Origin of the sequence: Leptospira selangorensis (genome assembly GCF_004769405.1) — a bacterium.
Taxonomy (GTDB): Bacteria; Spirochaetota; Leptospiria; order Leptospirales; family Leptospiraceae; genus Leptospira_B; species Leptospira_B selangorensis.
On sequence record NZ_RQES01000016.1, the window covers coordinates 214,035 to 237,651 of the forward strand.

General features: G+C 38.9%; 22 protein-coding genes. 11 read left to right on the top strand and 11 right to left on the bottom strand.

Annotated elements, in window-relative coordinates; all coding sequences use genetic code 11:
* The first annotated feature begins 19 nt into the window (after nucleotides 1-19).
* The gene (locus EHO58_RS11470; protein ID WP_135680001.1) at nucleotides 20-961 is read left to right on the top strand and encodes a glycosyltransferase family 2 protein; all 942 of its coding nucleotides are present in this window, start codon (nucleotides 20-22) and stop codon (nucleotides 959-961) included.
* A 101-nt stretch (nucleotides 962-1,062) separates the two neighbouring features.
* Here EHO58_RS11470 and EHO58_RS11475 read toward each other — a convergent pair whose 3' ends face one another.
* From EHO58_RS11475 to EHO58_RS11485, 3 genes are read right to left on the bottom strand one after another with little or no spacing between them, the layout of a single operon-like run.
* Nucleotides 1,063-2,007, bottom strand: a complete 945-nt coding sequence (locus EHO58_RS11475) for a lysylphosphatidylglycerol synthase domain-containing protein (RefSeq protein ID WP_135680002.1) — start codon at nucleotides 2,005-2,007, stop codon at nucleotides 1,063-1,065.
* Nucleotides 2,008-2,010: 3 nt separating this feature from the next.
* On the bottom strand, nucleotides 2,011-2,748 hold the full coding sequence (locus tag EHO58_RS11480; protein WP_135680003.1) for a class I SAM-dependent methyltransferase: 738 nt from the start codon (nucleotides 2,746-2,748) through the stop codon (nucleotides 2,011-2,013).
* Nucleotides 2,749-2,756: 8 nt separating this feature from the next.
* Nucleotides 2,757-3,881 (bottom strand): glycosyltransferase family 4 protein, encoded by a 1,125-nt coding sequence (locus EHO58_RS11485; RefSeq protein ID WP_135680004.1) that lies wholly within the window; start codon nucleotides 3,879-3,881, stop codon nucleotides 2,757-2,759.
* A gap of 245 nt (nucleotides 3,882-4,126) precedes the next feature.
* Between EHO58_RS11485 and EHO58_RS11490 the strand changes: the two genes are divergently transcribed.
* Both EHO58_RS11490 and EHO58_RS11495 read left to right on the top strand, forming a co-directional pair.
* Entirely contained in the window at nucleotides 4,127-5,266 is a 1,140-nt protein-coding gene (locus EHO58_RS11490; RefSeq protein WP_135680005.1) for a GtrA family protein, read from the top strand.
* A gap of 81 nt (nucleotides 5,267-5,347) precedes the next feature.
* The gene (locus tag EHO58_RS11495; RefSeq protein WP_135680006.1) at nucleotides 5,348-7,618 is read left to right on the top strand and encodes a hypothetical protein; all 2,271 of its coding nucleotides are present in this window, start codon (nucleotides 5,348-5,350) and stop codon (nucleotides 7,616-7,618) included.
* 22 nt (nucleotides 7,619-7,640) lie between these two features.
* On the opposite strand, the gene EHO58_RS11500 is transcribed toward EHO58_RS11495, so the two are convergent.
* The 3 genes from EHO58_RS11500 to EHO58_RS11510 are packed head-to-tail and all read right to left on the bottom strand — an operon-like array spanning nucleotide 7,641 to nucleotide 10,704.
* Complete coding sequence (locus tag EHO58_RS11500) at nucleotides 7,641-8,759, bottom strand: 5-(carboxyamino)imidazole ribonucleotide synthase (protein WP_135680007.1); 1,119 nt, start codon at nucleotides 8,757-8,759, stop codon at nucleotides 7,641-7,643.
* Complete coding sequence (gene purE / locus EHO58_RS11505; RefSeq protein ID WP_086448343.1) at nucleotides 8,756-9,244, bottom strand: 5-(carboxyamino)imidazole ribonucleotide mutase; 489 nt, start codon at nucleotides 9,242-9,244, stop codon at nucleotides 8,756-8,758. Before purE ends, EHO58_RS11500 begins: the two co-directional genes overlap by 4 nt.
* Nucleotides 9,245-9,291: 47 nt before the next feature.
* Nucleotides 9,292-10,704, bottom strand: coding sequence for a UDP-N-acetylmuramoyl-tripeptide--D-alanyl-D-alanine ligase (locus EHO58_RS11510; RefSeq protein ID WP_135680008.1), 1,413 nt, complete (start codon nucleotides 10,702-10,704; stop codon nucleotides 9,292-9,294).
* A 91-nt stretch (nucleotides 10,705-10,795) separates the two neighbouring features.
* Here EHO58_RS11510 and EHO58_RS11515 point away from each other — a divergent pair, with 91 nt between their 5' ends.
* From EHO58_RS11515 to EHO58_RS11535, 5 genes are read left to right on the top strand one after another with little or no spacing between them, the layout of a single operon-like run.
* A complete protein-coding gene (locus EHO58_RS11515) occupies nucleotides 10,796-11,839 on the top strand; it encodes a Gfo/Idh/MocA family protein (protein ID WP_135680009.1) in 1,044 nt (347 codons plus the stop codon).
* A 10-nt stretch (nucleotides 11,840-11,849) separates the two neighbouring features.
* Complete coding sequence (locus tag EHO58_RS11520) at nucleotides 11,850-13,553, top strand: ABC1 kinase family protein (protein WP_135680010.1); 1,704 nt, start codon at nucleotides 11,850-11,852, stop codon at nucleotides 13,551-13,553.
* A complete protein-coding gene (locus tag EHO58_RS11525; RefSeq protein ID WP_135629211.1) occupies nucleotides 13,550-14,107 on the top strand; it encodes a lipoprotein signal peptidase in 558 nt (185 codons plus the stop codon). Before EHO58_RS11520 ends, EHO58_RS11525 begins: the two co-directional genes overlap by 4 nt.
* Before the next feature lie 2 nt (nucleotides 14,108-14,109).
* Nucleotides 14,110-14,637 carry a cyclic nucleotide-binding domain-containing protein gene (locus EHO58_RS11530; RefSeq protein WP_100711055.1) on the top strand — a complete coding sequence of 176 codons (528 nt, stop codon included), beginning with the start codon at nucleotides 14,110-14,112 and terminating at the stop codon, nucleotides 14,635-14,637.
* Nucleotides 14,630-15,724, top strand: coding sequence for an AI-2E family transporter (locus tag EHO58_RS11535; protein ID WP_135629213.1), 1,095 nt, complete (start codon nucleotides 14,630-14,632; stop codon nucleotides 15,722-15,724). Before EHO58_RS11530 ends, EHO58_RS11535 begins: the two co-directional genes overlap by 8 nt.
* Before the next feature lie 24 nt (nucleotides 15,725-15,748).
* On the opposite strand, the gene EHO58_RS11540 is transcribed toward EHO58_RS11535, so the two are convergent.
* The 5 genes from EHO58_RS11540 to EHO58_RS11560 all read right to left on the bottom strand — a co-directional run bounded on the left by EHO58_RS11540 (nucleotide 15,749) and on the right by EHO58_RS11560 (nucleotide 21,629).
* Entirely contained in the window at nucleotides 15,749-17,287 is a 1,539-nt protein-coding gene (locus tag EHO58_RS11540; RefSeq protein WP_135680011.1) for a sodium:solute symporter family transporter, read from the bottom strand.
* On the bottom strand, nucleotides 17,287-17,595 hold the full coding sequence (locus EHO58_RS11545) for a DUF485 domain-containing protein (protein WP_135680012.1): 309 nt from the start codon (nucleotides 17,593-17,595) through the stop codon (nucleotides 17,287-17,289). Before EHO58_RS11545 ends, EHO58_RS11540 begins: the two co-directional genes overlap by 1 nt.
* Before the next feature lie 84 nt (nucleotides 17,596-17,679).
* Entirely contained in the window at nucleotides 17,680-18,555 is an 876-nt protein-coding gene (locus tag EHO58_RS11550) for a hypothetical protein (protein ID WP_135680013.1), read from the bottom strand.
* A 509-nt stretch (nucleotides 18,556-19,064) separates the two neighbouring features.
* Entirely contained in the window at nucleotides 19,065-19,781 is a 717-nt protein-coding gene (locus tag EHO58_RS11555; RefSeq protein WP_135629217.1) for an amidohydrolase, read from the bottom strand.
* 21 nt (nucleotides 19,782-19,802) lie between these two features.
* Nucleotides 19,803-21,629 (bottom strand): hypothetical protein, encoded by a 1,827-nt coding sequence (locus tag EHO58_RS11560; protein ID WP_135680014.1) that lies wholly within the window; start codon nucleotides 21,627-21,629, stop codon nucleotides 19,803-19,805.
* A gap of 113 nt (nucleotides 21,630-21,742) precedes the next feature.
* Between EHO58_RS11560 and EHO58_RS11565 the strand changes: the two genes are divergently transcribed.
* The 3 genes from EHO58_RS11565 (at nucleotide 21,743) to EHO58_RS11575 (ending at nucleotide 23,614) form a co-directional block, all read left to right on the top strand.
* Nucleotides 21,743-22,105: an STAS domain-containing protein gene (locus tag EHO58_RS11565; protein ID WP_100724141.1), complete on the top strand. Its 363-nt coding sequence runs from the start codon at nucleotides 21,743-21,745 to the stop codon at nucleotides 22,103-22,105.
* A gap of 61 nt (nucleotides 22,106-22,166) precedes the next feature.
* A complete protein-coding gene (locus EHO58_RS11570) occupies nucleotides 22,167-22,910 on the top strand; it encodes an LA_1326/LA_4305 family lipoprotein (RefSeq protein ID WP_135680015.1) in 744 nt (247 codons plus the stop codon).
* A 17-nt stretch (nucleotides 22,911-22,927) separates the two neighbouring features.
* Nucleotides 22,928-23,614, top strand: coding sequence for a DUF1003 domain-containing protein (locus EHO58_RS11575; protein WP_135680016.1), 687 nt, complete (start codon nucleotides 22,928-22,930; stop codon nucleotides 23,612-23,614).
* Nucleotides 23,615-23,617 lie beyond the last annotated feature (3 nt).

The window sequence follows — 23,617 nt, forward strand, 5'->3', positions numbered from 1 at the left end:
CATTTTGACAAGCAGTAGAATGAAGTTAATAATTAACATCCCTTGCTATAACGAGGAAAAAACTCTTTCTACGGTGCTTGCTGAGGTCCCTAAAAAGATCCCTGGTATTAAAACGATAGAAGTTCAGATCGTAGATGATGGTTCCACGGACCGTACCTCAGAGATCGCTGCTTCATACGGTTGTAAAATTATTTCCCACAAAAAAAACTTAGGACTTGGAAGAGCATTCAAGTCCGGAATAGAGGCCGCTTTAGAAAGTGGCGCAGATATTTTTGTAAATACTGATGCAGACAATCAGTATCCATCCTCTTATATTTCCGATCTAATTGCTCCGGTTGTGAATGGTTCCGCGGATATAGCAATCGGGAATAGAATGCCTTGGAAGGTGGAATATTTTTCTCCCTTAAAGAAAACCTTACAATGGTTTGGGAATATGGTCGTTCGAAATTTAATCGGCACTGATATCCCGGATACAGTTTCCGGATTTAGGGCCTATTCCAGAGAAAGTCTTTTAAAGCTGAATATAACTACTAAATTTTCTTATGTTTTAGACACGATCGTGCAAGCAGTTAAAATGGATCTGACTGTTTCTTCCATTCCGATCCCTACGAATCCACCGACTAGAAAGTCCAGGTTGTTTAAAAATATTTTCCACCATATGTGGAAGTCTGGAACTTCTTTGATAAGGTTATTGATCATCTATAGACCTTTTCAATTTTTTGGTGTTTTGGCGGTTACCGCTTTTATCCCGGCGTTGGCAATTGCGATCCGGTTTCTGATCTTTTTCTATTTAGGGATTGGAAAGGGCCATGTGCAGTCTCTATTGTTTGCTGTAGTATTGGTAATTATTTCGGGGTTGTTCTTGGTTTCCGCGATCTTGGCCTTTTTGATCGGGATGAATCGCAAATTGAATGAAGAAATTTTGTATTATGAAAAGAAAAGGACCTTTTCAAAGCAGTAATTATAAATATTATAAATTTTCGAAAAGCGTATCCGTAAAGTTTCACATTTAGTAATTCAAAGAAACGTTTTCCTTACTGATAAAAATAAAAACGTAAGTTCTTAGGACTTTACCTTAAATTCTGATGATTTTTTTTGATAGTAAGAAGCGATCAAAAATACTGCTCCGTCACCAATTGTCGTTATAAATCGTAGGATAACGCTAAGTCCTATCGCAATTCCCGGCTCATATCGTGTAGAAAGGCTTGCTACTATGATCGCTTCCCGGACGCCAAGGCCTGCAGGTGCTCCAGGCGTCAAATATCCAAGTATCCAAGACCAAGAAAAAGCGGTCGTTAAAAGGAAGATGTTACTTTCAGGATATTCGAATACAGTTTCCGCAACAAGATCTAAAACAATTCCAATATTAAAAAATGTGATAAGATATAAAATACTCACGAGAATTAAAGTGGAGAATTTAGGAATTCGTAATTGAACTCCTCCTGTAAATTTCAATAATCTTTCTTTTCCAAATCGATTTATTATAAAAAAGAAAAGTTTTGGAAGAAGCAATGCGACTAAGGCCAATAAAATAAGTTGGATAATCACGATTCGAGAATCATGAAGGCTTTGAAAGTTATAGAAAAAAAATCCCAGAACGCTGATAGATATGCCGGTAATTGCTAAAATAGCTGATTCTATGAAGAGGGTTTGGAGTGTTATTATGATTGGAACTTCTTTTTCGTTCGCTAAAGCCACTCTTCCAACATGTTGACCAATATTGCCAGGAAGGTATTTTCCAAATTGTGAGACAGATATTATCCTTAATGTCTCTTTCCATTCTATTTTCGCGCCGTAGTCTTTTAGAAGGATGAACCAAATGGTTCCTGCAATTAAAAAATTCCCCGTATATATGAGTACGGCAAGGACACTAACTGAAACGGTTCGGACATTCCAATGGATATCTGGTAAATCTTGATAGTTTCGATATAAATAAAAGGCAAAAAAACCGAAAGAGATACAAATGAAAAGAAGAGATAATATAAACTTTATTCTTTTTTTATTCATCAATCAAAACCTAAGATTTTTTTTACAAACGAATATTAAAGTCGGCATCCATGGCATTAAAGGAATATAAATCCAAGATGGTAATAGCGAGGTGACGAATTTAATGATAGGATGTTGGGACTCTATTTTTGCGTATATCTGGATTGCCTCTAATGTTGCCTCTTTTACTTCGAATCCAGTCTCTTTTAAAATCGAAAATGCGGCCGATCTTGAGAGTGGGAAGCAATCATAAAAATCTCCTTCCCCACTTAGTCTTACATATAAATCAGATAAAGAACGTGGAAGCCAACTCAGCAGAGGTAATTTATAATGAGGTTCAATGAGTCTCCAACGATTGGGAACAGCTAAATATAACATCCCGTCGTTTTTTAGCACTCTAGAGATTTCTTTCAGATGATCGATCTGATTTTCATAATTACCGACGTGCTCTATAACATGATTTGTAATTACTAAATCAAAGTATTCTTTTTTAAAGGGAAGTTTTGTGCCTTCTATTTTTTTGAAACGTATGTTTTCGATTGTTTGTCTTTGATCATTTACATCTACAGAATTTACTTCTGAGAATATTTTCGTAAAATAAGCAGCAATAAAACCGGATCCGGTTCCCACTTCGAGTAAGGTTCCTTTCTTATGTAGTCCGAATTTTTCCGTAAGAAGATGGATTTTTTTCGCTTTTTGATATCTTGAGCTTTCATCTAAAACTGCATGCGGTTTTAAATCCGTATTTTCTGATTTTGCCATCGTTATTTCTAATTTGATTCGGATTCTAACAAATCTGAAAATTTATTCACCATTAAGGATTGAGAATAGATTTCTCTGGTGGCTGTCGCAGAAGAACGGACCCATTCTTCTTTTTCTTTTTGCGACTGAGAAAGTAATTCTCGGATTTTATTGATCCATTTTACGGGGTCATTAGGAGAAACTTGAAAACCGGTAACACCGTCTTTAACTGCATCTGATAGGCCTTCCAAATCGCTCGCGATCAATCTGCATCCGACAGACGAGGCTTCAATTGCTACCAATCCGAATCCTTCTCTGTCGGTGCTCTCCGGGATTTTTATGTTAGGCATAACTACCAGAGAGCTATAACGAATATAATTTACAATTTCGTTTCCTGGGATTGTACCTAAATATACTACCTGAGGACAGGAAAATAATTCTTCAGCATAAGCAGGATCATTTATCGTACCAGAAACAAAAAAGGAAACTTCGTCTGGTAAATTGGGCAAAACTTCTTTAGCAAACCACAAAGAGCCTTTTCGAGGGATCAATCTTCCGAAATAAAAAATTGGATGTTTACTGGCCGAATATTTGTCCGGCTTTGTGAAAACCTTTGGTAGATTAGAAGTAAACCCTTGATTTGGTAATGAGGGCACAATAATTAACGTATTATCAAATCCTTTTGAAATTGCTATAGATTGTGTTGAACGCGAATTGGTGACAATTTTAAAGAAAATCTTCCGGATACCTACAATAAATTTAAGAACGAATCCGTATATAAATGAACGAAATCCTTTCCGATTCGAATACACTAAATCCAGTCCGTGTAAGACTGAGATACGTTTGGCCTTTCTATTTACCAAAGAATGAGCAAGAGCAGCTGGAAACAAAAGGGTATCCGTAAATATTACGCGATCGAATTTTGGTCCATACAATAAGCAAAATAGAGTTACTTTTGCAATAAAAAGACCTAACGATAATAAGGTGGGAGGCTTGCCATTGCTTTTCCCAGGAAGAGCTAAAAGTTTTATATTATACTCAGTCAATAAGCCAGAATAAAGCTCAAAGGAATAAGTTTCCATTCCCCCAATAGCAGGTGGCCATTTTCTTGAAATAAATAGCAATCTTGGTTTTGATAAATTTTTATTGCTCAATAACTAGTAGAAAAGTTTACTTTTTGCAAGCGTCAATATATTTCTTGGCTATCATTGTTTCGCTTGGGAAGTGTAGCTTGGAAAATTATAAAGTTTGGCGCGACTCTACAAAGTAAAAACTTTTACAAATTCAATTATATAGTATCGATTGCACTTTAACTTAGTTTTTGAGGCTCCGAGAAAACGTCGAAAGTTATATTGACTTTTATTATTGAACTTAAATTTTTAACCTTTTGGCCTAAATAATGTCGGAAATTTCATCATCCTTTTTTTCAACGAGGCAATTTCGTTATTTAGTATCAGGAACGTTTATTTTCGGAATAAACTTGATCGTAGCAAAAATTGTATTTAGTTTTTCGGAATTTTCCGAGACTGCTTTAGGCAGAAATTTAGGAAATCTTATAGCTACCGAGATTCCCATTCTAATCTCATTTCCAATTCATAAATTTTATACATGGAAAGAAAAATACGATAATTTATTTATAGAGTTTATTCGTTACCACGCAGTACTACTTTCCGGACTGATATTAAGATTACTTATTTTCCTAATTTTCGATTCATTAGGATTCTCTTTCTATTTTTCAACTATTTTTGGAATCATGGCCATTGTTCTTTGGAACTTTCTAGGATTTGATCGATACGTCTTTACGCAGAAGCAGATCTTATCAGAAAATTCTATCGTCTATGCTGACGGTGGGGCAGGAGTGGAAGTTTTAGAAACCGTTGAGGAGGCAGCCACTTACAACGATTATCTAACTTCCAAAATAACTCCTTTCCTTGGGTTCAGAAACATTGAAATCGGAGCAGGAACCGGGACGATTGCGAATTTAATTTTTGAAAAAGGATACAATGTTCTTCTTTCTGATCTCTCTAAATATAATGTCCTCCGCCTAAAATCAAGATTTTCTGATATACCTAAGTTTTTGGGAGTAGAGCAGGATTTTCTTTCTATCGGTCCTCAAAATTGGGATGCTATATATAGTTCAAATGTTTTAGAGCATGCATCGGATGATTGGAGGCTTATCCAACACGGATTGCGAATTTTGAATTCAGGAGGATGGTTTGTTGCAATCGTTCCAGCAACTAAAATATTGTATTCAGAATTTGATAGGAAGATCGGGCACTACAGGCGGTACGGATGGTCAGACAGAAAAAGGATTGAATCGTTATTAGTTTCCGAATTTCCTGAATCTAAATTGGAACTATGGAAACCTTTTAATCTTGTTGGGGCATTGGGATGGTTTGTTAAAATGCGTGTATTTCGTGCTTCCAATATTAAAGTGTCAGACGCTCTGATAATGGATTCTATTATTCCTTTCCTAAAACCTTTGGATTATATACCTTTCGGATTCGGTCAAACAATCGTCTTCGCGATCCGCAGGTGACATTACAATCCAAATGGTCGCAATTCTCTATGTATGAAAATCAATTCCTTTCCCTTTATTAAGGAGACTCAGAATTAACGAATGAAAGAAAATAGAAAAGCAGAAGCGATTTTAAATAGAACCTGTGAATACTGTATTTATTTTTCGAGCATAATTTTATCGATGAGTCTTGGCCAAATTATTGGTTATAATGGAAGATTTGCAATTCCTTGGTATGGAATTGCATTATCAGCTGTGCTTCTGCTAATTGCTATAATTATCCATAAGAAATTTCCAATCGATCTTAATTTTAATTTTCTATGTAAATTATCGATTAGTATTATCTTCGGATTATATACATTTTTATTTTTTCAAACGGAAGATTATACAAGACAATATTTCGAAGCATTTAAATTGCCTTGTTTGTTATTTATTTTATTTATAATAATTCTTCTCGCTTTTCGTCAAAAAGCAAACGGAAACATCTGGCGATCAATAGCTGTGTTATCTGCAAAAAATCCATTCTATTATTTTTGCATTCCGATTTTCTTATGTTTTACCTATTCCTCGGTAATTTTTGCGAGAGGGGACTCAATTCCTGCTAAGCTATATCCATTCACAATATATTCGGAAGGAAATTTAGATTTAAACGAATTTTTCCCTCCTCCAAATACAATTAAGGCTGAACATTTTGTTAAACAGAAATTGTTGATCGAAACTGTTACACAACTTCCTACGGGGGATTTTATTAGGCTGCCTTTCTATTTAGTTTGGGCGGATGGGAAGGTATTGGGGAGCTACCCTATTTTGCCGGGTTTGATGAATAGTATTGTTTATGGATTTATAAAATTAGCAGGTATAGAATTACCTCATCCCGGATTGATAAGTGAACAGAACCCAATTCCGTTTAGTGCTTTCTATTTGGAAAAATACACCGCCGGCGCGATAGCCGCGTTGACTTCCATGTTTTTTTTCAGAGCGATTCTCAGATTGGTCTCGTTTCGTTCTGCATTGATTCTTAGCCTATTATTCTCGTTCGCCTCTCCTCATCTCTCGGTTTCCTCTCAAGCTTTGTGGCAACATGGATTAATAGAAATGCTGCTCGCATTGTCGCTACCATACGTGCTCGTGTCCAATGCATGGAGTCGACAGAGGCTTTTATTCTTTGGTCTTTTACTTGGAACGTTTTATTTTGTTAGACCGAGTGGAATAATTATCGCCTTCATTATCGGTCTTTTGTTCGGGATTATGAATAAGTTGTATCTGATTCATAATAAGAGTAAGTTGAATCAAGTTCTGTGGATTTCTTCTGGGGCACTTTTTGCTGGAATATTTTTTGGTCTATTGAACTTTTATTTTTATGGTGATGTTCAGGGAGGATATAGCCTTTTTAAGGCCGCACTAGCAAATGATGGAGCTGTTTCTCTATTTGCCTGGAACTTTGGAAGCGGTTTTTCCGGATTATTATGGAGTCCGGGTTATGGCGTTTTTATTTTTTGTCCGATCGTTATACTTTCGCTTTTCGGTCCTTTTATTTCGAAAGGGAGATTAAAAATTACCCTTTTTTATTTAACATTATGCATTCTTGGCTACTTATTACTTTATTCGCCTTATAAATATTGGTGGGCCGGCGTGAGTTATGGAGCTAGATTTTTCTCTGATCTCTCTCCAATTTTTTTCGTACTTCTAATTCCAGTTTTTAAGTTAGCAAGGAAGATTAAAATACTAAAGGTATTGGTTATTCTCTTTGCAAGCATTTCTATATGGGCCCATTCTTCTGCAGTATATTTGGGAGGGGTTGTAAACTGGCAAGCTTGTAACCATTTGCCTGAGGAAGTGAGTGCATGGGATTGGACAAGAATACCTTATACTCAACCATTCCGGAAATACTATCCGTTCGTAACTGATGAGTTAGATATTCAGCCAGTTTTCTCCTGTCAGAAGGGTCGTTTGTCTGGATTTATAAACGATAGATATGCTTATCGATTCGATAAGGATTCACTTTTTATTGACGGATATGAAAAGATATTACAAGATACAACTGCCTATTTTAGAAAAGGAAATTATTGTTTAGCCGTTTTTGGCGCGGTCGCGAAAGAGAATCTGCAGGATAAAGATAATTTACGTGTTGTTATTTCTCAGAACAAAAAGGAAATTTTAAATTATAAAGAAACGTTGCAAACAATTTCCCCAAACTATTTTCCGAGTATTAATGAATTTGAAATCCCTTCGTCTGGAAAAATAGGGATTTCTATTGAGAGAAAGACTGGAAAGTCGATCGACTTTGCTGGTTTGCAAATAAAGGAAGGAACTTGTAACTTGGCCCGATTAAAAATGAATCGAAAAAGGAAGACGTTTTTAGTTCCGGATTGATAGAAATATTATTTTATTTCTATCAAAACGCTCTCTCAGCTCTATCTCCCACATAATTCCAATGCCCCATCTTACGATCCTGTCTTGGATCGGACTTACCATAAAGATGCAGAGTGTATCTTTCATCAGAAAGATACTTCGCCCAAAGGTCTGAATCAGGGAGATAATCTTGTCCTAAGATATTTTTCATGGAAGAAGGTTGAGAAGAAAGTTCAGAAGGAAGAGGAAGTCCAGTAAGGCATCTCAATTGAAGTTGGAACTGAGAAATATTTGCTCCGTTTTGAGAGAAATGACCTGAGTTATGAGGTCTTGGAGCAAATTCATTTAGAACGATCTTATCACCTTTGATAAAAAATTCTAATCCGAATACGCCAATATAATCTATTCCTTCTGCCAGGATTTTCGCAGATTCTACCATTTGTTTTTTGATCGAGTCTGAAAAATTCCCGGGATGAATGGTAGTATCCAAGATATGATTTTTGTGAATATTTTCAGAAGGAGAATAACAAAGTATATTTCCCTTTTGATCTCTTGCTAAAATTACTGAACCTTCTTTATCGAATTCATACCATTCTTCTAAGATCAGATCAAGCGGTTCTTGTCCAAGTGAGCCGACCCATGCCCTGAACTCTTCTTTGGTTTTGAATTTTGTTTGTCCTTTTCCATCATAACCGAAGGAAGAAGTTTTTAATACGGCAGGGAACTTGGATGTCTCTGCCGCTTTTGTCGCTTCTGCTTTGTTTGTGATCGGATAAAAAGGTACAGTAGGAAGTCCTAATTTAGAAAATAATGTTTTTTCTCGGATCCTATGTTGTGCGATCCGGATACACTCCGGACTCGGGAAAACCGGAAGAGAATTTTTTTTAGAATATTCGGAGATAAAATTTAATTCCGCGCCAGGTATATTCTCGAATTCGAATGTAAGTGCGTCTATGGACTTCAGAAATATTTGAAGTGAATTTTCGTCCTCATAGGGAGCAACTGTTTCGGAAGCTCCAACTAAGGAAGCAGGGCTATTTCTTTCAGGAGAATAAACGGATACTTGATAACCCATTCGGATTGCTTCTTGAGCAAACATTCTTCCGAGTTGCCCTGACCCCATCACCCCGAGTCTTGCGGAAGGAACTAGAATTTTTGTCATATTAGGTCTTTATTTTTGGACAATGCTTCTTCTCTGATATCGTTTCTGTATTGTTCCAATTTTTGTGATAATGTTTCGTCTTGTAGGGACAATATTCTTGCAGCAAGTAACCCTGCGTTTTTTGCTCCTGCAGTTCCGATCGCAAGTGTTCCGACTGGAACTCCTCCTGGCATCTGCACTATGGATAAAAGACTGTCCATTCCAGATAGAGCCTTACTTTGCACTGGTACTCCTAACACAGGTAGAGTAGTGAGAGAAGCCACCATTCCTGGAAGATGAGCCGCTCCGCCTGCGCCTGCGATGATGATCTCAAAACCTTTGGATCTTGCAGATTTAGAAAATTCGAATAATAACTCTGGAGAACGATGCGCGGATACGATTTCGGTATGGGATTCTATTCCAAACTGTTTTAGGATGCTGACCGCTTCTTTCATCGTTTCCCAATCGGAACTGCTTCCCATTATAATAGCGACTTTCGTTTTCACACTTGCAAATTCCTTTAATATCGATCTCTAGGCAAGTCCGAAAACACTTAAGAACCGTTGGTCTTGGAATTTAATTCTTCTACCGCTCTTTCTAATTTCATTCCTCTGGAGGCCTTTGCTAAAAGATAAGCGCCTGGAGGCACTTCTTTGCGGATCGTATCCACTAAGTTTTTGAGTCCTTCTTCATCGCCTGGAAAGGAGAAGGATAGAAGTCCCTGATTTGCTTTCTTTCGGAAACTTTTTAGTGCGTGAGAAGATTCTGTTCCGAATAGAAAGACACCTTTACAGTTCTTTAAACCTGCTGCAAAACTTCCGATCTCAGTATGGAATTTGCGGGAATAATTTCCTACTTCTTTCATGTCTCCAAGTACTGCGTAAAATCCTTCTTCTCCGGAGATCTGTGAACATGCTTCCAAAGAAGATAACATAGATTCTCTATTTGCGTTGTATGTATCGTTTAGAATTTTATAATTTCCTACTTGGAGATCCAATCGTTTGTCACCGGCTCTGAAGTTCTCGATACCGTTCTGTATCCATTCTGTAGGAGTTCCAACTTCTTCCAAAAGGGAAATACATAGTGCTAGGTTTTCCAATAACTTGATCCCGGGAAGGCTCCAATCTAGTATAGAATTTAGGAATGAGATCTTAAATCCCTCTCGATTGGTTTCTAATATTTCTATTCTTCTTTTAAGAGGGACCGATTTAAATTTGATCCCGAAACGTAGGCATCTTCGCTTTAGAAAATTCTTATATTCTCCCGTTTCCGGATAGAATAATACTCCACCTTTGTTCATTCCTTCCAGGACTTCCGCTTTCGCTTTTGCGATCCCTTTTCTGGAACCTAATAATTCTATATGAGCTGTTCCAATAGTGGTTATAAGTGAATAATCAGGCCTTGCCATTTTGGTCAGCCTGGAAATTTCACCCGCGTGGTTCATTCCCATCTCACATACTACATATCTGGTCTTTGAGTTGATCTTAAATAATGTGAATGGAACTCCGATTTCATTATTATAGTTTTTTTCAGTGACCAATAAACCTTCTTCCAATGGAGAAAGGCAGGAGGATAAGATCTCTTTTGTGGTGGTTTTTCCACTAGAACCTGTGACTGCGATCAATATTGGATTAAATCTGGATCTATGAAATGTAGCAAGCTTGCCTAAAGCGAGTAATGTGTCTTTGACTTGGATTGCTTTAGATCTTTGTTCTGAACTAAGGTTTTCTAAAATTGGATGATCCTTCTCGCATAAAAAATATGAGGCTCCTTTTTCCAAGGCATCCAATATAAATTCATGTCCGTCTCTATTTCCTCGTAAAGGTACGAATAAGGACCCGGGCTCCACCATTCCGGATGCTGTGCTGATACTTGTGATCTCCGATTCTTTTTGAAAGGAAAAGTCGGATGGACTTTGTAGTATCCTTCTTACTGTTTCGGGATCGTATTGGAATGGGGCTTTCATCAGACCCAATATCTTCCTACCTAAAATACTCGCAGTCTATTTTTAAAAATTCCTCTTGCAAGCTTCCGGTTCCGGTTTTCAAGTATGCGGGATGCGAAAAACCAAGGTTGTTTTAATCGGTTTGGGAAGGATTGCTTCATCCTTGGAAAAAGATCCGTATAGATCCAAGCCTTGTACTCATTCCGGTGTCTTATTTTCTCCTTGGGGTAAAAGGAATTTTGAGTTTCTGGGAGGCATCGATCCTAATCCGGATAAAAGGGAGAAGTTTCGTAAGCAGTGGAAATTACCCGAGCACGTTACCTTCTCCGATCTTGATCATCTATCTTCTAAATATAAACCTGATCTTGCGATCATCTCCAGTCCTTCCGAATCTCATTATAGAAATGCGCTCGAATGGATCGAGAGAGGTGTTAAAAATTTTCTGATAGAAAAACCGGTTTGTGAAACTTTCTTACAAGCAAAGGATCTGGAAAAGCTTTCCCGTAAAAAAGGGATCCGAATTTGGGTCAATCACGAGAGAAGATATCATCCTAAATACGTATGGGCAAAGCGGGTTTTGGATTCTCAAAAATACGGGCCAATTCGTACGATCCGCGCATCCGTTTTGACTTCTGCCTTAGCCCCTGGCCGAGCATTCCAAGGAAGGACTGGGCCATTATTCCATGATGGAACTCATGCAGTTGATTTGATCCATTGGTTTTTGGGCAAACCGGATCGGATCCGTTCTTCTTTGACTAGACGAAAGGGGATACCTATCGAAGATAGAGCACTTGCATTTTTGGAATATAAATCCGGGCCCGCGGTGTTTCTGGAAGCGGGGGGCGCTAGGAAATATTTTCAATTCGAGATGGATATTATGACCTCCGAGGCACGTATCCTTCTATCCAACGATGGTATGAGACTTTTCGTTTCCAAACCTTCCAAGAAATACAAGGGATTTAATAGTTTGACGGAAGTCTCATTTCCCGAAAAATCATTCCTCGGATCGAACCCGTTTATGAACCTTTATGCGGAGATACGCAATGTTCTTACGGGAAAATCAGTAAGAATGACCGGGGATATCGGAGAAAATCTAGGCATCATGGAACTTCTACATAAGATCAAAACCGTCGCCGAAATTAGAACAGTTTCGTAAATCTAAGCCTATGCCTTCAAATTCCCAATCTACAAATTCAAATCAATTGCCTTCTTATTCCGCGAGAGGAAGATACTATAGAGGTAGCTTCTTTCTTTGGAAAAAAATATTCAGTCTATTCTGGTATTATAAATTTGTAAGATTATTTCTTTCTTCCAAATCAAGAGAAGAAAGAGAATTAGAATTTTATAAATCATTGGGTTTTGAGTGTAGGGACTTCTTTCTGAAAATGGGAGGAGTGTATGTAAAACTCGGTCAATATTTCGCATCACTCTCTCATCTATTCCCTGAAAGTTTTACGGAACCTTTGCAGGATTTACAGGATCGTGTTCCTCCTCATCCTTTTTCCGAGATTAAAGAAAGGTTCAAAAAAGAATTCGGAAAAGAGATCGCACAAGTGTTTCCCGATATTTCAGAAGCGCCTCTTGCATCGGCATCCATCGCCCAGGTTCATTCCGCCACTTTTAAGGGAGAAAAAGTAGCGGTTAAAATTTTATATCCAGGCATCGAAGATATTATCGAAAAAGATCTAAAGGCAGTTCGTAAGTTCCTGAAAAGGATTAATCGATTCTTGGTCACATTCGATTTCAAAATAGTTCATAAGGAAATTGCGAAATTAGTAGGAAGAGAAACGGATCTTCGTTTAGAGGCCGAGTCCATGGACCGTATGGCCAGATATTTTGCAGAAGAGCCTGATTATGTTTTTCCTAAGTTATTTCCCGAGTGGAGCGGCAAGAGTGTTCTGACCGCTCAATTTATAGAAGGGAAACGTATCACTCAAGCCGGTACTTTAAAAAAAGGACAGGCAAAGTCCAGGCCGGTCGATCTTCTGATCAGAGCTTATATCCTTATGATATTTGAATATAGGTTTTATCATGCGGATCCTCATCCGGGAAATATGATCTATACTCCGGATGAAAAACTTTGTTTTATAGATTTCGGAGCAGTAGGGGAAATCCCTCCTAGCCAAGCACTTGCTCTCAGAAAGATCATTCTTTGTGCTATGACAAAGGACTATCCTGCACTCGTAGAGGCTCTAGATGAGTTAGGACTTATTTCTAAAAAAGCGGATAGAGAGAAGCTGGAAGAAGTAGTCCGTTACTCCATGGAAAAACTTTCTAAGTTTTTATCCGATACGGATTCATTTAAGAATATTAAATTCGAGCAGATTCATACTCTTGAAGATCTGAAATTTTTAAAAGAGATCAATTCAAGTCTTCGTGGACTTCTCCGAATGATCCAATTGCCGACCGCTCTTGTTCCTTTGGAAAGAGTTCTAGGTCTTCTGGTCGGAATTACTGCAAACTTGGATCCATACCGTACTGTTTTGGATTATGGAGAAAAACCATTTAAGGGACTGGTCTTCCAAGGAGAGAACCAATGGCAAAAGGTTCTTGTTCAGGAAGGTGGTATCTGGGGACAGGCGGTTTCTCTTCCTGGAGAATTATTACAGGCGGTTAAAAATTTAAACCGAGGAAAGCAGGCTTATAAACTTCCGGATCTGGAACAACATACTAAGAAGATGTATTCTTTAGGTCATCAGATCATCAGTGCAGCATTCATACTTTTTGGTATCCATTATGGAACCGATAGATTGGATAAAGGGATCGAAACTCAAGCAATGGTGGCTTACGGAGTATCCGTTTTCTTCGGAATCCTCCTTGCTCTATCCGTTATCAAAAATAAATTCAGCTCTAAAAGGAATCGTCAGTGAAATATTTCGAAAAGAAGTTCTTAGAGGTATATCCCCCTATCTTTATCATAAGCGTGATTGTTGGAACAGTTATAGATCTAGTTACCAAATACATCGCTATACTCTATCTAAGACCTCATAACCCGATCGAATTGATGGGAGATTTTTTCCGTTTAACCCTGACTTTCAACACAGGTTTTGTGATGGGGCTCTTCCAAGGATTTCCAAGAACCTCTTTGTCTCTGACAGCAGTAGCGATCTTAGTGTTAATCGCATATCGTTGGAAAAATTCCGACCTGGGTCATCCCGCAGGCTGGGCGCTTGTAATGTCGGGAGCATTCGGAAATTTTATAGATAAGTTTTTCGTGAAAATTATCGGGATCGGAGCTGAGTTCGGATTCGTAGAAAATCGTTACGAAGGAAGATTTATCGGAGTGGTGGACTTCTTAGACTTCGATTGGCCGAACTGGCTTTTGATCGATCGATGGCCCGCGTTTAACTTCGCGGACTCCTGCGTGAGTGTGGGATTGGTAATACTGATCCTGACTATGAAAATCGAAGAGGATAAGAAGTAGTTTTGAATTTCCTACAACTCCCTATCTGGAAAAAGATAATAAAGAAAAAAGGGACCTCCAATCCGGAGATCATACGTTTCCTTCGAGAGACTTCCGTATTCGGAAAATTAAAAAGAAGGACTTTGCACGAGATAGCAAGACTTGTCCACGTTAGACAATATTCCGAGGGAGAGGAAATTTTCAGACAGGGAGAAGCCGGAGCAGGATTTTATATGATCTTTGACGGTAAGGTAGCGATCCGCTCGGTTAGAGACGGGGTAGAATTAGACCTAGCCCATCTTGACCAACATTCATTCTTCGGAGAACTTTCCTTATTCTCCGAAGAGAGAAGGACAGCAACTGCAATCGCTCAAGAGCCATCTACCTTACTCGGATTTTTCCAACCTGATTTAAAAGAAATTATAGAGACCAAACCTAAGATCGGGATTGAGATACTTTTGAGTCTTACCGGAGTTGTGGTAGAAAGACTCCAGAAAACCAATCAGTTACTGGAAAAAGCATACTATAAGGGCAAACAAAAAAATGCCTGATACGAAACCGCTCTCTACATACGTAATCCGATCTATCTTTTTCTTTTTAGTAGGGGCGGCCATCGTATTTTTTACAATCGGTCTGCAACTTCTTATAGTGCCGATTGCTCTTTCCTTAATTCTGTTCTATATATTTAACGGAACTATAAACTACTTCGAAACATTGGGAGTGCCCAGGATTGTTTCGGTTGCCATCCTGATTTTTTTACTCTGTCTTCCTATCTATCTAATCGCTACGGAAGTAGCACCTCCGATCGTTTCCACTTTACAACCTATTATGAAAAGTTGGAAACAGGATATAGATGACGCTAAGTTTAAATACCTGGTAGTCGGTTTCCAGCTTAGGTTTAATGATTATCCTGCAAGCTGGGAAGATACGATCCGCCCTGATGAATTGGTAAAACAAGCGGCCGAAATGATCCATGCTCAGGTAAGCGGCTTGGTTTCTATAATTCCGACGTTGATCGGATACTTGGTGGTCACACCATTATTCGCATTTTTATTCCTGTTAAACGGGAACGGAGTATATAAGAATATAGTAAGCCTTGTGCCGAATCGATACTTCGAAATGACCTTAATGGTAGCTTCAAAGATCAACGAACAGATTACCAATTATTTAAGAAGTTTGGTAATCCAAAGTGCGATTATTACTGCGATCTCTATGATCGGTTTTTATGTGATCGGCTTAAAGTTCTTTTATATCTTCGCCTTATTCGCAGGGATCGCAAACTCGATTCCATATTTAGGCCCTATTATCGGGATGGTTCCTCCATTATTCATGACTTTGACCCAAGGTGCCGGGATTTTTACTCCGAATGGCATCAATGAAGGAATGGGAATGTATGAATTGATGGTCGCGATCTTGATTGTAGTGCTGATCGCACAAGCCGTGGATAACTTTTTCGTTCAGCCTGTTATTATCTCGGATGCTGTTTCTCTACATCCAGTGATCGTAGTAGGTGCAGTCACTGTAGGAGGAAGTCTCCTTGGAATTGCAGGGATGCTTGTTGCAGTTCCACTAGCTGCGATCCTGAAAGTGACGATTGCTTCTCTTTATAGATCCATGAAAGATCATAAGCTGCTTTGAACAAAGCAGCTTTGACTTCTTCTTTTATTCAGCTCCAATTCCTAAATAAACTCTGACCTTTTCGGATTCGAATTTTGCAGCAGCATTTTCGTCCGGGAACAGTTTAGAAAAAATGAATGCTGATATAAATGCCAAGGACATGGAAACGATCGCAGGATTTTTTAAAGGAAAAATTGCCTGATCGAATTTGAAAACATCCACCCAAACTGTAGGACTAAATATTATAAACAAGGTCGCGGAAATCGAACCGATCAGAATGGAGAATACTCCTCCTGCTGTGCTAAAATTTTTCCAGAGAATGGATAAAAATAATGCTGGGAAGTTTCCACTTGCTGCGATAGCAAATGCCAATCCCACCATAAAGGCAACGTTCTGGTCCTTGAACAAGATCCCGAGTAGAATACTGACTATACTGAAAACGACAGTCGCTTTTTTAGCGACAGAGACTTGTTCATCTTCGGTTGCTTTACCTTCCGTAAATACGTTGAAGTAAAGATCATGAGAGATGGTAGAAGCAGCTGCCAATGTTAAACCTGCAACCACTGCAAGGATTGTGGCAAATGCTACTGCTGCGATAAATCCTAAAAATGGTGTCCCTCCAAGTAACTCGGCTAAAAGTGCGGCCGCCATATTTCCACCCTTATCAATTCCGGCGATCTGTTCTCTTCCTATGAGAACTGCGGCAGCAAAGCCTACTATCGGAATGATGATATAAAAATAACCTATGAAAGTGGTAGCATAAGCCACGGATTTTCTAGCTTCTTTTGCATCAGGCACAGTATAAAATCTCATTAGAATATGAGGTAAACCTAATAGACCGAACATTAAAGCTAGTCCCAAGGAAATGGAGTCGATTGGGCTAGAGGCAAATCCTCCCGGCTCTAAGGCTGTTCTTCCGAATTTGGTTTCCACTGCGGAGAATAAATTCTCCAAACTAAAACCGAATTGTGCCATTGATAGAATCACGAGTAGGGTGACTCCGAAAAGAAGAAGGCAGGCTTTGATGATCTGCACCCAGGTGGTTGCGATCATTCCTCCAAACAAAACGTATAGGAGCATGACCCCGCCCACGATCAGGACCGCTAACTCATAAGGAAGTCCGAACATTAGATTGATCAGCTTTCCTGAACCTACGATCTGAGCGATAGAGTATGTGATCGTGACTAAAATCCCGCCGATGGAAGCAACGATACGAATAGGTTTTTGTTTTAAACGAAAAGCTAATACGTCCGCAAAAGTATATTTCCCTAAATTACGCAATGGCTCCGCAAGAAGGAACATGAGTGCCGGCCAACCTACAAGCCAGCCGACCGCATAGATGATCCCGTCATAACCTTTTAAAGCCACCATTCCTGAAATTCCCAAGAAGGAAGCGGCGGACATGAAGTCTCCGGAAAGTGCTAAACCATTTTGGAAACCTGTAATGGATCTGCCCGCTGCATAAAACTCACTGGAAGTTTTAGTTTTTTTAGCGGCCCAATAAGTGATCCCTAATGTAAGAACTACGAATACTACAAAGAATAGAACGGAGATAAAATTCGGTTGGCCTAAAGAGGATTCCATTATCTATTCTCCGATTCTAATTTAGATTTTAATACTTCTACTTCTTGGTCGTAATATTTATTGGCCCAGAAAACATATAAGAATGTGAGCAACCAGGAGAATAAGATTACGGATGCACCCGCATATAATCCGTAGTTACCGGTTCCTAACTTTTGTGTAACCCATTCCTTCTTTAAGGCGATGATGAGTATAAATCCGTAATAGTTCAGGAATAGGAAAAACAATAAAACGAAACTAACTGTCCATCTAGTCCGTACTAATTTTTTAAACTCGATGGATTCGATCAATTGATGAGCTTTTATCTTCATATGAAGTCCTTGGAACGGCGGAGAGAATAGAATTATACCTCCGGTTGGCAAGGATAAAATTAAATAATCGCAGATATCTTAATCTTAGCGAATTTTTTTTGATGTTGCGAATCGGCTAACGAATTTTGTTTCAATTTGGCGCCAAATTCGCATGACATAAAAGGGGGATAAAAGAACGCAAAAATAAAAAATTGGTTCAACTTCCATTCGCATTCGATGCGATTCATTTGGATCTACGAAACAATATAGGAAACTTAATGCTAATAAATGCAGAAAAATTAATTTAATTTTTTTAGAAAGCGTCGGAATCGAAATTAAAAAAACGATTATCATGAACGGGTAGATAAATTGGTATACGTTTACTTCTTCATCCGGCGAAAGAGAATACGACAGTAAATCCGTAAAAGGATATATTTTCCAAGGTCCGGAAATTTTTTCGGTAAATGACTTTAATAAAAAGTAATTTCCTGGGCTCTTCAGATATTTCTCGACACCGAAATCCAGAACAGCTAGTGAATGTCTTATTGAGATTTTGGGAGCTACTTGTTTATAATATGCTCTCGAAATAAAGATGTATCGAATATTTTGAAAATCTTCACCATTCAAACATGGTTCATTCGAATATTTATGAATGAGCGGGTTCTCTTCATCATATAAACCTTTATACTCGGAAATTTTTGAAAAAGGACGTACCAATGAAAGTGAACCCGGCACGAAATTTCGCGTATGAAAGCGGGCAATATTCATTCCTAACCAAGTGCTTCCTGTAAAGGAGTCGAAGAGAATATAATTTTTCGCATATAAGGACACAGGTAAGAGTAGGAAAACCACCCCGAGGGCAATTATTCTTTTTGATAATTTATTTCTCCAAATCCAAATCATATAAAAGATCCAGAATAGAGCTAAGCCCAAATGCCAAGAAGGTCTAATAAAACTGCCGATAGATATGGCTAAACTCACGAACAGGAATTTTCTCGTAATGGAAATGGGGGCAAATAATGCATAAAGTAGAAAACAAGTTAAAAAGAATAAGTAACTGGAATAGAAAGGATATCTGAAATAGATAAAAATAAGAGGATTTAAAAATAAAACGGCAAGAATGAAAATTTCGAATCGGAGTCTAAATTGCGCAATTGCTCTCTTGAAGAAAAGAAAACTGAGTATGTGAAGAATAGGGAGCAAAAATGAATAAATTGCGTATGGATCTCCATTTCCGAGTTTATAAGAGATATAATGCAGAATGCCTAAAAAAGGACTGGAACCATGAGTAAAAAGAAATGATTTAAGGGGGGTCTCTAAAAAACATGCTTCGGATGGAAGTTGCCAATACGAATTTATGGAAACGATCGGAAATCCGAATTTTCCAAGAAGAAAATGTACAAATATAATTATCCCGGAGATGGAAATTGTAGGTAGATCCGTTCGTTTGAATTTGTACATAATTTTCCTAGTTTCTTTTTTGAAAGTCCCTAAAATAAACCGTTGATGCCGTTTATGTTAACGGTCTTGATGATCTCTTTCTCTTGTTCGGTCTCTGCCACTTTCCAAGTGACTCCTGTTGGAGTGGAAAGTAGGCTTCTTCCTATCCTTTTTTTACCGAAAGGAACACCATAGCCGGAACTACGTACTAAGAACATTCCGTACTGAGAAGAAAGATCTGCGTAATTTTTAAGATCTTGGGAATAGTTCGTACCGTTATCCGAAACAGAATCCAAATGAAATGCCAAATTGATCCTGTCTGATTTTAATTTTTCCAGCTTGGATTTATCTTGGATCTCTTTACCTGCAAAGATCCCGAAACGAAATCCCCCTAAGATCAGAGAATCTTCACCTGAACCAGGGATAGCAGGGGAATCTTCGGAAGATAAACCTTTTACATCGTACCAATCTACTAGCACTATATTCTGTACGATGGGAATAGAAAATCTTAATTTACCCTCGTCGTCTCTTCGGAACATTCCGCCGCCAAAGATCGCACCTTTATAAACTTCCGAGATAGCGAAGATCTCATCTAAAAAAGTTTTGGCACGAGAAGCCAATGACTCAGGGGAACCGTTTCCTCCTCCTGGGAAATATAATGGAAGAATGAGGAAATCCGATTTTTCCTTAGAAAGTTTGGTCCTTTGTTCGGGAGAAACCGGCTGGGATAGATCCTTTTGGAAAAGGGTTATTTTTACTGAGGTCACTCTTTACCTGCGACTTTGAATTTAATCGGAAAGTATGGAAGGGTCCACACCGAAACTATCGTCTTCTCCGTCGCCGGACTCTGCACCAGGACTTAAAATTTCTGCTTCAGGAGCAGCAGTTGCAGCCTTGATACCGAATTCTTTTTCCATCTCTTCTGCGGAAAGTTCAGGAACTCCACCGAAAAGATCTCCGTTTTCTAAACGTTCGGAAAACGCCAGAGCATAACAATAAGATTCCATAATACACTGCTTTATCGGTTTCTTATTCAATCTCTTTTTGGATTCCATCAGATCGAAAGTCATTAAAGTTTCCATATTGGTCACGATCTCTTTTTTGCCTTTCATATCCGCGATCAATTTGGAAAGAAGTTCCGCTCCCTTCTGGAAAAAGTCCTTGGCGGTGACTCTTACGTTACGCGACTGTTGACTTCTTTTAGTCTCCAGGGCAGAAGTTTTTTTGGAAGCTTCAATATAATTTGCGCCAGGATTTTTAAGATGGTTTTCCAATTCTTTATAATACTGGTCGTAGATCCTGAATTGTTCGTGGATCCCTCTGGTTGTCTCATAAAGATCGATCAGTTTTTCGCGGTAATCTATTTTGGATCCTGCCGCGATAGTGGGTTTTAGATCTATCTTCTTAGTAGTCATCACGAAGGAATATTCTTCGTCGAACTCTTTGAAAAATAACCAGGTCAAGAATGCCTTGTCCCCTGCCGGGAGAAGATCGTGTTCTCCCCTTGTATCATGACGTTTTCTTAATTGATCCAAAGGTAAGGATCTCATGAGTTTTAGGCCGTATTTTAGCTCTTTGCTAAGGCCTTCTTCCGGATCGACCGGTTTTTCGTCCGGAGCTTCTTCCGTATCTTCCTCTTCCGGATGGACTCCTCCGGAGATTTCGTCTAACTCTTCGCCCTGTTTTCTTTGGCCTAACTTTTCTTCCGGAAGAATTCCCAGGACATTCTCCATATATGTGCTCAAAAGAGGGATGTTTTTGTCCTCACTTCTAAGAATTGCAAGATAGAGTTTATCAAAAATGGTCCCGTAAAGAACGTCGAATTCCTGGAGAGCCCTTTTTCTTTTGGTATTATAAACCGTAGCAGGTTTACCTTCCAGTTTTTCCAGAGCCTGATAGCCTAAGGTTACGGCTTTTACGTAAGAGCCTTGGAACGGATACATATAATACAGTTTTTTGAATATAGAATAGAGAGGTTGTCTTACTCTAGTGACCGATACAGGAAGGTCGGGGGCAGCGTTATGCCCTTCTAAAAGCTGATTCAGCTCAGTGCTATCATAGGCTTTGTGCATTCTGCCCAAGAGTTCTATATAAAGAGGATTTTGCCCGTCCAGTTCCTTTGCGATCTTTGAAGCATATGCAGGATTTCCTAGTAGGTCGTTTCCTACAAAGTTCATTTCCAGAAGCGCTTTTTTTCCTGCGATATTCAGCTCGGACATAAAAGCAGGGAGAAGGTCACTGGAAGAAAATGACGTTACGCGGGAGATCCAACATTTGAATCGGACCGCCATACGATTGAAAAAATTTCCCATTTCATCTTCTAAAGCCTTACGATCCATAATTGGATTCGGCTTAGAAGGCGCCTGTTTTACGGGCGATCTTCCTGATTGAGAAGATTGGTTTTGTCTTGGGTCTCTTCCCCCGGCTTGGCTTCTTGCACCTTGGCGGACTTGGGGTTGCTCTTTTTGTTTGCGAAGAGCTTCATCTCTTTTTTTATCCTTATCAGAGACTACTTTTCCGCCGGCGGACTGGAACTTGTCGAACATTTCCCGCCTGGCTTTATCATCTAGGTTATTAGCACCGATACTTTTTCTGGTTTTATCGAATTCGGACATGGACTGGATTCCTTGGAAACCGCTCTGATTGTATCTTGGCTTTCTGGCGAAATAAATCAACAAAGATACTTATTTCTTGACATACTCTGAATTCCTGGGCCTGTTATTTTCCCATGATTCTTAAAAGTCTCGCCCGAGAAAATCACCTGGTACTTTCGGTCCAGGAGGATATCTTGATGGATAATTCCCGGGACTTTTACCTGGAGTTCGAGGACAGCGTTCGGGAGGGATACCCCCCCGTGGTCAGCTTTCATTTGGGTCTCGTAAAGTTTATCGACTCTTCTGGGATTGGCATTATCATCAAAGTCAGAAATCAGATCAGGGACCATCAAGGAACTGTTAATATATTCGGGCTAAATAAGTCTCTACATTCAGTTTTTAGGCTTTCCGGTCTAGACAGAATTGTAAATCTGTACACCATCGAAGAATTTCTGGAGAAATACCCCGACTTTCGGGAATTTCTGACAGTAGAATGAACCGGAAACTCTTCTAAAAAGTTCCAACAAATAGATGAATCAATTCGGCAAGAGTCCTGTAATGAATTTTTCACTTTTAGATTTTATGAAGGGAAAAGCTCTCTGTACTTCCCTGATCCTTTTTTTAGCGTTTAGTTTCTCCGGATGTTATCCTTATTTTTTCAAAGACAGGATGTTCCGCTCCGAAGGGATGGGATTTTTTACGATCAGCGTTTCTGATCTACCTGATTTTGATAAAACTTCCAAGAATGAAGATATTAAATTGGACCATCCTATCCAATTGGACCAGGCCAAAATTAAAGACTATTTTGGAAATTTAAGATATTCTAAACGTTCTTCCGTAGGTTATTTTTCGGATTTCGTATTTTCAGATCACGAACTGGATCTACTCGCGAGAGACCTTCCTTATACTTTAAAAAATCTGCCGAACGACAAACTTCTTCTTATAATCTCTAAATATGATGATACACAATCCGTGATCTCTTTCGACGAGGTTACCAGTTGTGTTCTTTGGGCGGCAGAAGGTAAGATCAATCTTCTGTTTGGACGTGTAAAACGTGAACTTGTAGATAGAGATGCTGCCCTGGATTTTAGCCGTTGGACCAGGATCGAAAAGATCAGACTAGTTCATGGTTTCGACGGAACTGAGATCGCAGAAGGGGAGAATGTGGACTTCGGACAGATAGATGGACTTCCATTGCGTAAATGGGTAGTTTTCGATATGAAAAATTCGAGCAAATACAAGTTCACTCCTAGAAAACAATACCAGCCTGTCAAACTCACCGACGAAAACGACAGACCTTGATTTCAAGATAAAGCAAGATGAATCCGGAATATTGTTGCTTAGACCCTTCTATTACGGATCCTAAAGACTTAATTTCTTTCGAATATATTAATCCTGAAGTTCTGGATCTCATTAAATTGGACCCAAGATTTCAACAGGGTAGTCGGATGGTCTCTCTAGGAGAATTAAATCTGGCTACGATGAAGTACATCCAAGGTATGATCCAAAAGGAAACTTCTGAACTGAGTTCCTTGGAAGAAGAAGTCAAAAACAGCCTGGAAAATCAGGAACTAATCTCTGAAGATCTCAACCAAACGTTTCAATCTGGATTGACCTTCGGACAAAGAGTCGCAGATAAGGTGGCTGACTTCGGCGGAAGCTGGACATTTATACTTCTATTCGGTTTTTCTATGGCGGTTTGGATCGGGATTAATGTATTCTTTACCGTTGTAAGATTCGATCCTTATCCTTTTATTTTACTTAATTTACTTTTATCTACTTTAGCTGCGATCCAAGCCCCTATTATTATGATGAGTCAGAATAGACAAGAAGCAAAGGATAGAGCGAGGTCCGAGATGGACTATAAGATCAATCTAAAGGCAGAGTTGGAGATCCGGCATCTTCATGAAAAGATAGATCATATTCTCAAAAACCAATGGAGAAGGTTGACCGAAATTCAACAAATCCAGATGCAGATGATGCAAATATTAGGAAATCATAAATAATTA

Excerpts from the sequence above, each read along its gene's own strand:
- EHO58_RS11560 (WP_135680014.1), bottom strand. The coding sequence starts at position 21,629 with ATGTCCGAATTCGATAAAACCAGAAAAAGTATCGGTGCTAATAACCTA.
- EHO58_RS11570 (WP_135680015.1), top strand. The coding sequence starts at position 22,167 with ATGAATTTTTCACTTTTAGATTTTATGAAGGGAAAAGCTCTCTGTACT.
- EHO58_RS11480 (WP_135680003.1), bottom strand. The coding sequence starts at position 2,748 with ATGGCAAAATCAGAAAATACGGATTTAAAACCGCATGCAGTTTTAGAT.
- EHO58_RS11535 (WP_135629213.1), top strand. The coding sequence starts at position 14,630 with ATGCCTGATACGAAACCGCTCTCTACATACGTAATCCGATCTATCTTT.
- EHO58_RS11515 (WP_135680009.1), top strand. The coding sequence starts at position 10,796 with ATGCGAAAAACCAAGGTTGTTTTAATCGGTTTGGGAAGGATTGCTTCA.
- EHO58_RS11475 (WP_135680002.1), bottom strand. The coding sequence starts at position 2,007 with ATGAATAAAAAAAGAATAAAGTTTATATTATCTCTTCTTTTCATTTGT.
- EHO58_RS11510 (WP_135680008.1), bottom strand. The coding sequence starts at position 10,704 with ATGAAAGCCCCATTCCAATACGATCCCGAAACAGTAAGAAGGATACTA.
- EHO58_RS11470 (WP_135680001.1), top strand. The coding sequence starts at position 20 with ATGAAGTTAATAATTAACATCCCTTGCTATAACGAGGAAAAAACTCTT.
- EHO58_RS11565 (WP_100724141.1), top strand. The coding sequence starts at position 21,743 with ATGATTCTTAAAAGTCTCGCCCGAGAAAATCACCTGGTACTTTCGGTC.
- EHO58_RS11575 (WP_135680016.1), top strand. The coding sequence starts at position 22,928 with ATGAATCCGGAATATTGTTGCTTAGACCCTTCTATTACGGATCCTAAA.
- EHO58_RS11540 (WP_135680011.1), bottom strand. The coding sequence starts at position 17,287 with ATGGAATCCTCTTTAGGCCAACCGAATTTTATCTCCGTTCTATTCTTT.
- EHO58_RS11500 (WP_135680007.1), bottom strand. The coding sequence starts at position 8,759 with ATGACAAAAATTCTAGTTCCTTCCGCAAGACTCGGGGTGATGGGGTCA.
- EHO58_RS11545 (WP_135680012.1), bottom strand. The coding sequence starts at position 17,595 with ATGAAGATAAAAGCTCATCAATTGATCGAATCCATCGAGTTTAAAAAA.
- EHO58_RS11495 (WP_135680006.1), top strand. The coding sequence starts at position 5,348 with ATGAAAGAAAATAGAAAAGCAGAAGCGATTTTAAATAGAACCTGTGAA.
- EHO58_RS11520 (WP_135680010.1), top strand. The coding sequence starts at position 11,850 with ATGCCTTCAAATTCCCAATCTACAAATTCAAATCAATTGCCTTCTTAT.
- EHO58_RS11490 (WP_135680005.1), top strand. The coding sequence starts at position 4,127 with ATGTCGGAAATTTCATCATCCTTTTTTTCAACGAGGCAATTTCGTTAT.